Source organism: Streptomyces hilarionis (assembly GCF_024539675.1).
GTDB lineage: Bacteria > Actinomycetota > Actinomycetes > Streptomycetales > Streptomycetaceae > Streptomyces > Streptomyces hilarionis.
In genome coordinates this window covers 1-12,479 of the sequence record NZ_JAHHIT010000211.1, presented here as the reverse complement: position 1 = coordinate 12,479, position 12,479 = coordinate 1, and the positions used below count along the sequence as shown (strand labels likewise).

Below are 12,479 nucleotides of genomic sequence, written 5' to 3'. Positions count from 1 at the left end.
GGCCGGGTCGACCCGGCCGCCACCGACCCCTCGGGACCGACCCCTCGGGAAGGCCCCTCGGGAAGGCCCGGGCCGGTCCGGCGTGCGCTCAGCCCGAGGGGGGCGTCGAGTGCGACGGCACGGGCGTCTGTTCCGGGGGCGTTCCGGGGGCCGGGCGCCGGTCGCCCAACAGCCGTGCGAGGCCCACGAAGAGGGCGACGAACAGCGTCAGCACGGCCGCCGCGGCGGCTGGGGCCGCGAGCCACGGTGGGGCGAGCGTCGCCTCCGTGGCGCGGGACAGGTGCGCCACCCCGACGCGCGGGGCGAGCAGTTGGGCGCCCGCCAGGGCCGCCGGCACCGGCACCGCCGCCGTGAGCAGGCCCAGCGTGGGCCGTCGGACCAGCAGCAGGGCCGACAGCACACACAGGGCGGACGAGGCCAGGGCCACGGCGAGCACCGCCGGGGGAAGGCCGCCGCCGCGCACCAGGACGTGCGCGACCCCGCACAGGATCAGGGCCGGTGCGGCGGCCCACGCCGTCCACGGCACGACCGCGTCGGAGCCGGGGGCCGCCCGGGCCGGCGCGGGGTCCGGGGGCGGAACGGCCGGCGGTGCGGCCAAGGGCGGCGCTGCGGGCCGGAGTTCGGGTCCGGCGGGGTGCTCGGGGGCGGGCCCGCCGTCGTGCGGCGCGAGCGCCGGCGGGGCCGCGGTCACGGCCCGCTCACGGGCGAGGCGCTCGACGAGCTCCACGACCTCCTCGACGGGGCGGTGGGTGGCCGCCGCCCGGACCGCCTCGTCGCCGCAGTGCGGATCCAGCGGCGGCCGGTACAGCAGGGTCATCAGCCGCGCGACCTCCTCCACGGACCGGCTCTCGACCGCGGCGCGGATCACGTGGTCGGCGTGCTCCACGTCGTGCGGCGGCGCGGACAGCACCGCCACCAGCCGTGAGACGTCCTCCAGCGGCCGGTGGGCAGCGGCCTCGCGGAGCAGTGCGCCGACGGGATCGGGACGGGGACCCGGGCGGGCGAGCGCGGTACCGGCGTGCGGGGCCGGGGGTCCCCCGGCGTCCGGCACGGGTGACGGCGGCGCCGCCGGCGGCAGCGGTGCGGTCGCACTCGTCGCGCCGGTGGGAGGTATGACGGGACGGTCCGGAAGGGACCGCGAAGCGCGGGTGATCATGCTGAGCTCTCTCTGGAGGGTGCGGTCGCCCACTGCGCCCCCGAGCTGCGACACGCGACGTGACCCTCCCCATACCAGGGCCGCGCCGCGCGCGCCGCAACCCGTACGCGCCACCCGTGTGATCCGACGCGCCGCCCGTGCGCGACGCGTCCGATGCGGTAATCCCGCCCGGAGCGGGAATCCGGAAGCCGAAAGCGGGGAAACCGACAGTCAGGGACCACGCCCCAGGGTCCGGACAGAGCAGGACAAAGAGAGCAGCCGCCGCGCGACGGACCACCGGGAGGGCCCGTGGATGCGCCAACCACGCTCGTCGTCGTCGCGGCGGTGGCCGCCGTCGCCCTGTTCGCCGTGGCCGCCACGGTGCTGGTGCGCCTGGTCCGGGCCCGGCGCGGCCTGAGGCGGGCAGGACTGCCCACCGGCCCGCGCTGGGTCTTCTGGGGGGCGGTCCTGTACTTCGTGCTGCCCACCGACATCCTTCCGGACCCCGTCTACCTCGACGACGTCGGCGTCCTTCTGCTGGCCCTGCGCACCCTGCGCCGCACCCCCGGGAACGACCCCGAGCAGCTCCCCGACTGACCGCCCGGGAAGACGTTTTCGCACCCGCCCGACCGGATCTCCGCTGCTCCGCGCCCTGCTCGGCCCCCAACTCCCCGACGAACACGGAGAGTAAGGAAACCAACCACCCGTTCGATTCGTATAAGTGACTGAAGGCTGCACCCATCCAGCACCACGCAGCGGGCCCGAGTGACGTCGCACAGCGGCACCGCTTGATCGAAGCAGTACCGACGAGGGAGAGACGATGAAACCGTTCGCGCTCAACTACGCACGCCCTGCGGCGGAGTTGGAGTTCGCCACTCCGTACGCCTACGATCACGGACTGCAGTTGAACGTACTTCTCGACGGCGGGATCGCCGCGCGCGATCACGCCCTTCTGAGAGAACTCGGGACCACGACCTCGACGGCGGGCTCCAAGACCCACTTCGACGACTGAACACGGGCCGAAGCGAAATGACCGTGCTCATTCTCACCTGTGAAGAGGACGTCACGGCGGACATGGTGGTCGTGCACCTGAACGCCGCGGGCGTCCCGGTCGTCCGGTTCGACCCCGCCGACCTGACCCGATCCGTCGCGCTGTCCGGCGAGTTCGTCCACGGGGCCTTCCGCGGCCACCTGTCGTCCGCCGGCCGGCTGCTGAGCCTCGACGGACTCAGGTCGGTGTGGGTCCGCCGCCCCGGCGTCCCCGCGGCCCGGGCGGCCGAGCCGTCGGCATGGCTCACGGAGGAGTCCACACAGGCGCTCTACGGCATGCTCCGCGGTACCGGAGCACGCTGGATGAACCACCCGGACGCGTCCCTGCGCGCCCGGCACAAGCCCTGGCAGCTCCGGCTGGCGCAGCGCACCGGCCTGCCGGTGCCCGCCACGCTCATCACCACGTTCCCGCAGGCGGCACGCGAGTTCGCGGACCGCTACCCGGATCTGGTGGTCAAGCCGGTCTCCGGGGCGCACCCGCAGGACCCGCCCCGAGCGGTGCCCACCACCCGGGTGCCGCCGGGCGCGGACTTCGCCGCCGTGGCCTACGGTCCGACGCTGCTGCAACGCCGGGTGGCCAAGCGGGCGGACATCCGGCTGACCGCCGTCGGCGACCGGTTGCTCGCCGCCCGCAAGGAGACCGCCCCCGGCGCCGACCCCGACGTGGTGGACGTGCGCTACTCGCCGTCGACCACGCCCTGGCGCCCCGCCGAGGTCCCGCCGCGGCTCGCCGAGGCCGTGCGCAGGTACCTGCGCGAGGCGGAACTGGCCTACGGCGCCTTCGACTTCGCGGAGGACGCCGACGGCACGTGGTGGTTCCTGGAGTGCAACCAGTCGGGACAGTTCGGCTTCGTGGAGGTGGACACCGGCCAGCCGATCGCCCGCACCATCGCGCAGTGGCTGGCCGGAGCGACCCCGGAGCCGGGCGTCCGGCACGGCGACCGCTGCGGCTCCACCGCCTCCTGACACGCCCGGGCGCGGCGGTGGCTCCACAAGGAGCACCGCCGCGCCCGGGGTCCGGCCTCTCGCCGTGTCACCACGCCTCACACGGCCCTCATACCGCTCTCAGGCCGTCCTTACACCGCCAGGGACAGTCCGTTCTCGGCGTGCCCGGCCAACTCGGCGTTCCCGGCGTCCTGCACGGACGCCGACTCCAGCAGGGCGTCCGCCGCGGCGACCGCCTCGCGGACGTCGGGCGTGCCCATCAGCACGCACAAGGTGTATGTCACGTCCTGAAGCTCTCGAGCCGCCTGCGGCGTCTCCCTCTCCGCCTGAGCGATCCTCAGCGTCGCGTAGCGGGTCAGCAGCGTCCTGGCGACCTTCGGGTCCGGAACGATCACGAGCGCCCCTCTCTCCTGTTATTGCGCTCCGTGTGCCCGGACCTGGGCGATTCATGCGTGTCGGTCGCCGATGTCACTCCCCGGGGTCCGGATCCGGCGATGACCGCTGACGCTGCGTGTCCACCGGCATGTCCACCGGCATGTCCCCCGGGCTGTCCACCTGGCCGGCCCCCGACGCCGGGTCGGCACGGCTCGCGACCCGGCGCGGACCCGGCGGGACGCCCGCACGGCGGGACCGCGCGACGCCGGGCCGCCGATCCGCGGGTCAACCGGCTGGGATCGGGTCAGGAGTGTTCCGCCAGGTACTCCGTGACGCCCGGCGCCCGGTGTGCGTCCTCCACGCCCACCAGGGCGCCGACCGCCTTCGCGTCCGGCTTGAGGACGTAGGTCGACGAAGCGGCGGGCCGTGAGACGTCGGAGAAGTCCTGCGGGGAGCCGAGCCCGGTGTCGGCGCTCTTCTGCGAGCGGTGCGCCTTCACCACGTCCTCGCGCGCGAGGCTTCCGGCCGCGCACGCCTTCTTCAGGTCGGCGCCCAGCAGCCGGGCGGCGTTGTATCCGGACAGCACGCCCGAGTCCACCGGCGAGTCGGGGTACTTCTTCCCGTACGCGGCCACCATCGCCCGGACGCCCGGCAGGTCCGAGCTCACGGCGGGCGCCGCGCTGACCACGTCCAGCAGGGCGGCCAGCGCCGGCGCGGCCGGGGTCTTCATCAGCTGGGGCGCGAAGCCGGGCGCGCTGCTCACGACGGGGACGCGCAGCCCCCGCGAGGCGGCGACGCCGACCAGGGAGGCCGTCTGCGCCGGGCCCGCGCTGATCAGGACGGCCTTCACGCCCGCCTTGCGCAACGCCGACACCTGCGCGGTGAGATCGGTGTCGGTCGCCTTGATCTTCTGCGGGACGATCTTCAGCCCGGCCCGCCCGGCCGCCCAGGTCGAGCCCTGGAGGGCGTTGGCGCCGTAGTCGCCCTCGAAGTAGACGTGTCCGACGGCGTCGCCCTTGGCCAGTCCCCTGGTCCGGGTCAGGAAGTCGACGGCGGCGATCATGTCGAGGTCGTAGGTGGTGCCGATGACCTGGACGGAGTCGTGGCCCAGCAGCGAGGCGGCCCAGGCCTGCGGGAAGGTCAGCAGGTGGTCGCGCTCGATGTCGTCGAGGAGGGCGGCGACCACGGGCGACCCGATGACCTGCGGGAGCGCGACCACGTCGGGGGCGAGGTCGGCGTAGGCGGTGACCGCCTTCTGGACGTCGTAGCCGTGGTCCTTGACCACGATCTCGACCTTGCGTCCGCAGACGCCGCCCGCGGCGTTGGTCTCGTCGGCCCACATCTGCTGCGCCTGCACGATGGACTTGCCGAGGGTGGCGTAGGGGCCGGTGAGGTCGGTCAGAGCACCGAGTCTGAGGGTTTTCGCGGTGACGCCGGGGCCGTTGCGGACGCCGTCGGCGGCCTCGGAGCCGCCGTCGCCGGCCGCCTTGGAACTGCAGCCGGTGGCCGTGACGAGCAGGGCCGCGAGGGCGGCGGCGAGGACGGCCGGGGTGCGGTGTCGGGGGTGCGTGCGGTTCACGGGGTGGGCTCCTTGGTTCGGACGGCGGAGGCGGAGGCGGAGGGACGGGTGGCCGACGCGGCGGCCGCGGCGGCCCCCGGGGCCGGACGCAGGCGCGCGTGCAGCCGGCGCGCGAGACCGTGCAGGCCGTCGGGGGCGAACAGCAGGACCAGGACGATCGCCGCGCCGTAGAGGTAGCGGGCCGCCTCGGTGGGTCCGACCCCTGCGTCGGCGGCTCCTGGCGCGGTCACCAGGGGCAGTTGGTCGGCGTAGCGGGTCATGAGCAGGGGCAGCGCGGTGACGAAGGCGGCGCCCGCGACGGCGCCGGCGACCGAGCCGAGACCGCCGATGACGATCATCGCCAGGTAGTCGACGGAGAGCGTCAGGCCGAAGTAGTCGGGCACGACCCGGCGGAAGACGAGCGCGAGCAGCACCCCGGCCAGCCCGGCGTACATCGACGACACCACGAACGCCGCCGCCCGGTACCGGGTGACGTCGACGCCCATCACGCGGGCGGCGGTCTCGCTGTCGCGCAGCGCGGCCAGGGCCCGGCCGGGGCGTCCGCGCACCAGGCCGCGGGCGGTCCACCAGGTGCCGGCCACCAGGGCCAGACCCAGGAACCACAGGCGTTCCTCCGCGCCGAACGGCACTCCGAGGACGACGAGGGGCGGGCCGTCGGCTCCGAAGGAGAACCCGCCCGCTGTCAGGGGCGGCACCGAACGGCCGTTGAAGCCGCCGGTGACGGATTCGGCGGTGAGCAGCACGTGGTGGCCGAGGAACACCAGGGCGAGGGTGGCGACGCCCAGGTAGATGCCGCGCACCCGTCCGGCGACGGGGCTGAACAGCCCGCCCGCCGCTCCGGCGAGCAGGACGGCCAGGAGGGCGGCGAGCGCGGGCGGGAGGGCCGGGCCGGGCTCGCCCGCCAGCCAGGTGTAGCCGTAGGCGCCCACGGCGAGGAAGAAGGCGTGGCCGAGGGAGAGTTGGCCAGCGGTGCCGGCGAGCAGGCCGAGGCCGACGGCGCCGATCGCGGCGGCCATGGCGAACAGGCCGGTGCGCAGCCAGAAGGCGTCCAGGTAGAAGGGCGGGGCGCAGAGCAGGAGCGCCGTCAGCAGGGCCGCCGTCCCTCTGAGGACGGCGCTCCTGGCGAGGCCGCCCTTCGGGGTCGTGTTCTTCGGACGGGCGTCCTTCGGGACCGCTTCCTTCGGGACGGCGTCCTTCGGGACGGCGTCCTTCGGGGCGGCGTCCTTCGGGAGGGTGCGGCGGGTGTGGGCGCTCTCGGGGACGTCGTCAGACACGGGTCGCTCCCTTCGCGCCGAACAGTCCGGTGGGCCGCACCAGCAGGACCGCGACCATCACGGCGTAGGGGGCGACGTCGCCGAACCCGTCGCCGAGCACGTGCAGTTCCGACTGGTAGCCCGCCGCGAGGGCCTCGGTCAGGCCGATGATCAGGCTTCCCGCCAGGGCACCCGGCGGGGAGGCGAGGCCGCCCAGGATCGCCGCGGGGAAGGCCTTGAGGGCGATCTGCCCGGTGGTCCGCTCCAGTCCGGGCGCGGGGAACGCGGCGAGGAACACGGCGGCCAGCGCCGCGAGGGCGCCGGCCAGGCACCAGGCGAGCATGCGCACCCGGCTGAGCCGTACCCCCATGAGGGCGGCCGCTTCCCGGTCCTCGGCGGCGGCTCGCAGCGCCAGCCCCCAGGGGGTGAACCGGAACAGGGCGAACACGGCCGCGATGGCGAGTGCGGCGACGACGACGGCGGCGATCCGGCTGTCGGCCACGGTCACCGAACCCAGTCGGGTCACCGAGTCGCCCCAGGGGTCGCCGAGGGTGAGCAGGTCGCCGCCGATGCGCCGGGACAGGTCGGTGAGCAGCACGATGTCCACCCCGATGGTGACGATCGTCTGCACGTGGGCGGCCCTGGGATCGGGGTCGCCGCGTTGCAGCAGCAGCCGGTCCAGGGCGCCGGCGAGGGCGGCGGTCGCCAGGACGGACAGGGCGAGGGCGCCGGCGAAGCCGAGGTCGTCGTGGAGGACGGCGACGAGGTAGCCGCCGAACAGCAGCAGCGAGCCGTGGGCGAAGTCGAGCACGCCCGACGCCTTGAAGATGACGACGAAGCCGAGCGCGACCAGGGCGTAGACCGCGCCCAGGGCCAGGCCGGCGAGGACGCTGTCGAGGAGGGCGGTCATGCGGGGTCCTCTCCGGGTGTGCCGAGGTAGGCGCGCAGCACGTCGGGATGGCGGCGGATCTCGTCGGGAGAGCCGTGGGCGATGCGGCGGCCGAAGTCGAGGACGGTGACCTCGTCGGCGAGGCGCATCACCAGCCCCATGTCGTGCTCGACCAGCAGCACGGACAGCCCGAGTTCGGCGCGCACGGCGTCCACCGTCTCTGCGGTGCGGGCGCGTTCCGCGCCGTTCATGCCGGCGACGGGCTCGTCGAGCAGCAGGACGCGCGGCTCCATGCACAGTGCGCGGGCCAGTTCCACGCGCTTGCGGTCGCCGTAGGACAGCAGGCCGACCGGTGTGTCGAAGTGGCCTGCGAGTCCGGTGAGTTCGGCGATCTCACGGGCCCGGTCGAGCTGGGCGCGCTGCTCGCGTGAGGCGCCGGGCAGGCGGAGCGCGGTCGCCGCGAAGCCGGCGCGGGACAGGACGTGCCGGCCGAGCATCAGGTTGTCGGCCACGGTGCCCTCGGTGGTGACGATGTTCTGGAAGGTGCGGGCCACGCCGAGGGCGGCGATGCGGTGGGGCGCGAGCCCGGTCAGCGTGGCGTCGCCGAGCCGGACCTGTCCGGACGCCGGGCGGCACAGGCCCGACAGGACGTTGAAACAGGTGGACTTGCCGGCGCCGTTGGGACCGATCAGGGCGTGGACGGATCCGGGGGCGACGGTGAAGGACACCGCGTCCAGGGCGGTCAGGCCGGCGAAGCGGACGGTCACGTCCCGCACGCTCAGTTCGGGCGGCGGTCCCTGCGGTTCCGCGGGAGCGGGGCCCGTGGGAGCGCGACCCGCGGTGGGGCGGAGCTTCACGCGGCCCCCTGGTCGCCGGCCGGGTCGCCGAGGTAGAGGCGGCGGACCGCGTCGGTGCGGGCGAGGTCGTCGGCCGGTCCGGAGAGCCTGATCTCGCCCACTTCCAGGACGTGGGCGTGGTCGGCGAGCGACAGCGCCATGCCCGCGTTCTGCTCGACCAGCAGCACGGCCGTGCCCTGGGCGTTGATCTCGCGGATCACCTCGGCGATCCGGAACACCATGCGCGGGGCGAGGCCCAGGGAGGGTTCGTCGAGCAGCAGGAGCCGGGGCGCCGCCATCAGGGCGCGGCCGATGGCGAGCATCTGCTGCTCGCCGCCGGACAGCAGCCCGGCCTGCTGGCGTCCGCGCTCGGCGAGCACGGGGAAGAGGGTGTACACGCGCTCCCGGGACTCGCGGACCTGCGACGGCGCCCGCCGTCCCAGGCCGAGTCCGCCGGCGCGCAGGTTCTCCTCGACGCTCAGACCGGCGAAGACCCGGCGCCCCTCCGGCACCTGGACGACGCCCGCCCGCACCGCCGCGACGGGGTCGCGGCCGTCCAGGACGGTCTCCCCGTACCGGACGCGGCCGGCGGTGACGGCGCCGCGGTGCAGACGCAGGGTGCCCGACACCGCCCGCAGCAGCGTGGACTTGCCGGCGCCGTTGGCGCCGAGCAGCGCCACCACCGCGCCGTGCGGGACGGTCAGGGACACGGAACGCAGGGCTGACAAGGCCCGCCCGTACATGACGTCGAGGCCTTCGACGTGCAGCGCGGGCCGCTCCTGCGGGGGTGCTTCGGGCATCGCGGCTCCTCGGGGCCGTGCCGACGGGCACGGCGTCTCGGGGGAAGGGAGCTCACGACAGCACGCGGGGCGAGGGGCGGTACAGGCACGGAGGCGGGGTCGCTGCGCCGCCCCAACGGGAGGCCGGGGGGCTTGTGCGCGTGCCCAGGGACTGAGCGGGGAGGCAGGGGCGGCGAGGTCGCCGTCTCGTGACATCGAGCGGGCAGCGACCGACGGCCGCGGGCGGGGGCCCGGGGCAGGGGAGGCCGCGCGGACATGCGCGCATGCGCGCGTACCGGGGTGCGGGGCGGGCGGGTCCCGGCCCCGACGGAGGCGAAGATCCGGCGACCGGCGTGGGCGGCGCCCGGCGCTCAGTGGGTGCGCAGGCCCCGGGCCGTCAGGGCGAGACTGACCTCGACCAGGTCGGCCGGCCGGGACAGGGAGCGGCCGGTGAGCTGCTCGTAGCGGCGCAGGCGGTTCAGGACCGTGTTGCGGTGGCAGTACAGCCGCTCCCCCGCCCGCTGGGCGGAGCCGTCGCAGGCGAGCCAGGTCGCCAGGGTGTCCAGGAGGAGGGCCTCGTCGGCCGGTTCCAGTGCGCCGAGCGGCCCGAGCACCCGCTGGACCAGCGCCGCGCCCAGGTCGGGCGAGGAGAGGACGAGCGCGGCCGGAAGGTGGTCCGTCAGGCGAACGGCGCCGCCGGTGCCCGGGCACATGCGCAGCGCGACGTCCGCGAGGCGGCGCGCGTCCCCGACGGCGGCCAGGCCGGACACGGCGGTGCTGACGCCCGCCCGCGTGGCCCCGCCCGGCGGCATGGCCGCCGACGCCGGTCCCGTGAGGCCGTGTCCGGCGCGCGGGCCCGCGGCTGCGTCCCTGCCGCAGGCCTCGTGCGCGCCTGCGGTCCCGGCCGGGCCCTCGGCGGCGACGTCGAGGTCTCCAGCAGCATCGGGAACCGCCGCTCCGGCCGCGGCCGGGTCGGCGGCGATCGCGTGCCCGGCGAGCAGCACGATGCCGTAGTCCACCTCCGCCCCCGCGTGCCAGTAGACCCGGCGGCCGCGGGCGAGCGCGGCCCGGGCGGCGGCCGTCTCGGAGGGGTGGCCGCCCGCGACCGCCACGACGACGTACCGGCCCTCCTCGGGCAGGTCCAGTGCGTGGGAGGTCTCCGGGAGGTCGGCGATCCGGCAGGCGCCGTCGAGGAGCGCGCCCGCCAGCAGCCGCAGCCGGTTCTCCCGCCGCCAGGCGAGCTGTCGTTCGGTCTGCCGGTAGGCGTCGGCGACGAGGGAGCAGTGCTCGTCGACGAAGTTCCACACGTCGGAGGCGACGTGGACGAGCAGCCGCACGTCCTCGGGGGCGGTGCGGGAGGTCTCCTCGATGAGCCCCTGCCACACCAGGGACCCGCCGAGCCGGAACGCGTGCAGCAGGGCGTCCAGCGGCAGCCCCTGCTCCGCGCGGGTCGCGCCGATCTTCCACGAGCAGCGGTGGGCGGCGTCCCGGCTGCCGCGCGGGTCGAGGAGCGAGGACACGCTGTGCCGCAGCGAGCGGTGCACCTCCTGCCAGGTCGCCTCCCTGTCGCTCGTCACGGTGGCGCGGTAGGCGGGCTCCTGCTCCTGGATCGCGGCGAGCAGCCGGTCGGTGAGGTCGGGCAGGTCCGCCAGGAGCACCCGGGCCGCACGATGCAGCACCCGCAGCGCGTCGGCGTCGATCAGCGAGCGGCCGGGCCGTGTGCGCCGCCGCAGAGCGGGCGCCGACGGCGTGGCCGGTGCGGGACGGGACGCGGTCCGTGACCGTAGGGCGTGGTGCATCGCGGTCCTCCCCCGGGACTGTGTCCCGCCGTCGGCTCGTCCTGCCCCGAAGGATGGCATACCGTCCGGTCGGTCCCTAGGGGGTGTGCACGATTCATTTCGGCGTGAACGGTCCAAGGGACGGTCGAGGGCGTGCCGATGCGGCCGACGGGGTGGCGTCCTGGCGGCGCCGGCGCGCGGCGGCAGCGGCGCTGCGGACCTGGTCCGAGCCGTGCGGCCGCCGTCCCCGGCCGCCCGCCCGCCCCGCGGGCCGGCTACCGCGCCCGGTCGACCAGACGCGCCAGCTCGACGCGGCTGCGCACGCCCAGCGCCGCGAAGACCTTCCGCAGGTGGTAGTCGACGGTGCGGGTGCTGACGGAGAGGGCGAGGGCCACCTCCCGGTTGGTCGCGCCGTCGGCGACGCAGCGGACGATCCGCAACTGCTGCGGTGTCAGCGCGGACAGTCCCCCGGGGCCCGTCGCGCCGGCCGGGGCCGCGCCTCCCGCCCGGAGTTCGGCGCGCGCCTGGTCCGCCCACGCGCGGGCGCCGCAGCGCTCGAACCCCACCAGGGCGGCGCCGAGACGCTCGCGGGCCTCGCGCAGACGACGGCGTCGGCGCAGCCACTTGCCGTGGAGCAGTTCGGTGCGGGCCCGTTCGAAGTCGCCGCCGCCGGCCGCGTCGTGCAGGTCGAGAGCGGCGCGGTAGAGGGCGTCGGCACGGTCCGCCGGGGCCAGCAGGGCTCGGCAGCGCAGCAGCTGGGCGGGGGCCTGCGGATCCGCCCCGAGCCCGGCCCACCGGGCGAACTCCTCGACGACGGCGACCGCGGCCGTCCACGCCGTACCGCCGGCCGCGGCCGGACCGGTGGCCCCCGCGGCGCCGTGCCGAGCGGCGGCGCCGGGGCGGGCGGCCGTGCCGTGGCGAGCGGCCGGGTCGTGGCGAGCCGCGGTGGCGGGCCGGACGGCGGGAGACCCGCCGGTGACGGCCGCCTTTCCGCAGGCCAGGACCGTACTCGCGGTCTCCGCCACGGCGTCGCATGCGGCAGTGCCATCGGGGGCGGCGACCCCGTCATGGGCAGCCGCGCCGTGACGGGCAGTGGCGGCGTCGTGGGCGGCGGTCTCCGAGCGGTGCGCGGGGGTGTCGGGGCGGTGGGCGGGAGTGCGGGCGGCGGTGGCCGCCACCGCCTCGACGAAGCAGGGCACCGCGGGCATCCACACCGCGAAGTGCCCCCTTCGCGTCCCGGCGCACACCAGCGGCGCGAGCCGGGCGGCGGCTTCCCGGGGCCGCCCGCGGGCCAGGTCGGCGCGGGCCGTGGCCCACTCGGCCATCGTCGCGGCCTGGGCCAGACCGTGCCGGCGGGCGGTGGCGAGCGCGGCCTGGGCGTGGTCGGCGACCTGGTCCGGGCCGGCCTCGATGGAGGCCGCCAGCGCCAGCACCGCGCGGTAGTGGGCGGCCTTGTTGCCCTGCCCGGTCCGCAGGGCCGTCCGCAGCCCTTCCTCCGCATGGGTCCTGGCCAACGCATGCCGGCCGGAGCGCAGTTCGGCGTAGGCGAGATACTCCCTGGCCCGGGCGAGCGCCATGGCGTGGCCGGTCGTCCGCGCGACGGCCAGGGCTCGCGCGCCGGTACGACGCGCGCCCCCGAGGTCGCCCAGCAGCAGCGCCGCGGCCGTCGCGCGCAGGGCCGCCTCCGGCTCGTCGGCCGTCTGCGCGCGCTCCGCCTCCGCCACCAGTCGCCGTAACGGTCCCTCCGCCTCGGCGAACCGTCCTTCGAGCAGCGCGCGTAATCCGGCTCGATAGGCCGGCAGCGGGGAGCCCGATTCCGGTGGGCGGGGCGGTGCGGGCGGGCGGGGGGCGGGGGCCCGG

12 protein-coding genes are annotated in these 12,479 nt (G+C 76.0%); 3 read left to right on the top strand and 9 right to left on the bottom strand.

The window, feature by feature from the left end:
* Positions 1 to 88 precede the first annotated feature (88 nt).
* Positions 89 to 1,156 (bottom strand): hypothetical protein, encoded by a 1,068-nt coding sequence (locus KMS84_RS34915; RefSeq protein WP_256920551.1) that lies wholly within the window; start codon positions 1,154 to 1,156, stop codon positions 89 to 91.
* Between the two features lie 288 nt (positions 1,157 to 1,444).
* On the opposite strand from KMS84_RS34915, the gene KMS84_RS34910 reads away from it, so the two are divergent.
* From KMS84_RS34910 to tgmB, 3 genes are all read left to right on the top strand, one after another.
* Entirely contained in the window at positions 1,445 to 1,732 is a 288-nt protein-coding gene (locus tag KMS84_RS34910) for a DUF1232 domain-containing protein (RefSeq protein ID WP_256920550.1), read from the top strand.
* A 223-nt stretch (positions 1,733 to 1,955) separates the two neighbouring features.
* A complete protein-coding gene (tgmA, locus tag KMS84_RS34905; RefSeq protein WP_256920549.1) occupies positions 1,956 to 2,147 on the top strand; it encodes a putative ATP-grasp-modified RiPP in 192 nt (63 codons plus the stop codon).
* 17 nt (positions 2,148 to 2,164) lie between these two features.
* Positions 2,165 to 3,151 carry an ATP-grasp ribosomal peptide maturase gene (gene tgmB, locus KMS84_RS34900; RefSeq protein WP_256920548.1) on the top strand — a complete coding sequence of 329 codons (987 nt, stop codon included), beginning with the start codon at positions 2,165 to 2,167 and terminating at the stop codon, positions 3,149 to 3,151.
* Between the two features lie 110 nt (positions 3,152 to 3,261).
* On the opposite strand, the gene KMS84_RS34895 is transcribed toward tgmB, so the two are convergent.
* From KMS84_RS34895 to KMS84_RS34860, 8 genes are all read right to left on the bottom strand, one after another.
* Positions 3,262 to 3,525, bottom strand: coding sequence for a DUF5133 domain-containing protein (locus KMS84_RS34895; protein WP_256920547.1), 264 nt, complete (start codon positions 3,523 to 3,525; stop codon positions 3,262 to 3,264).
* A gap of 284 nt (positions 3,526 to 3,809) precedes the next feature.
* Positions 3,810 to 5,084 carry an ABC transporter substrate-binding protein gene (locus KMS84_RS34890; protein ID WP_256920546.1) on the bottom strand — a complete coding sequence of 425 codons (1,275 nt, stop codon included), beginning with the start codon at positions 5,082 to 5,084 and terminating at the stop codon, positions 3,810 to 3,812.
* Positions 5,081 to 6,175: a branched-chain amino acid ABC transporter permease gene (locus KMS84_RS34885; protein ID WP_256920553.1), complete on the bottom strand. Its 1,095-nt coding sequence runs from the start codon at positions 6,173 to 6,175 to the stop codon at positions 5,081 to 5,083. Before KMS84_RS34885 ends, KMS84_RS34890 begins: the two co-directional genes overlap by 4 nt.
* Before the next feature lie 175 nt (positions 6,176 to 6,350).
* Entirely contained in the window at positions 6,351 to 7,247 is an 897-nt protein-coding gene (locus KMS84_RS34880; protein WP_256920545.1) for a branched-chain amino acid ABC transporter permease, read from the bottom strand.
* Positions 7,244 to 7,993 (bottom strand): ABC transporter ATP-binding protein, encoded by a 750-nt coding sequence (locus tag KMS84_RS34875; protein WP_438819021.1) that lies wholly within the window; start codon positions 7,991 to 7,993, stop codon positions 7,244 to 7,246. Before KMS84_RS34875 ends, KMS84_RS34880 begins: the two co-directional genes overlap by 4 nt.
* An 86-nt stretch (positions 7,994 to 8,079) precedes the next feature.
* Entirely contained in the window at positions 8,080 to 8,862 is a 783-nt protein-coding gene (locus KMS84_RS34870; RefSeq protein WP_256920544.1) for an ABC transporter ATP-binding protein, read from the bottom strand.
* Positions 8,863 to 9,212: 350 nt separating this feature from the next.
* A complete protein-coding gene (locus KMS84_RS34865; RefSeq protein WP_256920543.1) occupies positions 9,213 to 10,640 on the bottom strand; it encodes an RsbRD N-terminal domain-containing protein in 1,428 nt (475 codons plus the stop codon).
* A gap of 254 nt (positions 10,641 to 10,894) precedes the next feature.
* A partial coding sequence (locus KMS84_RS34860) for a helix-turn-helix transcriptional regulator (RefSeq protein WP_256920542.1) occupies positions 10,895 to 12,479 on the bottom strand: 1,585 nt, incomplete at its 5' end.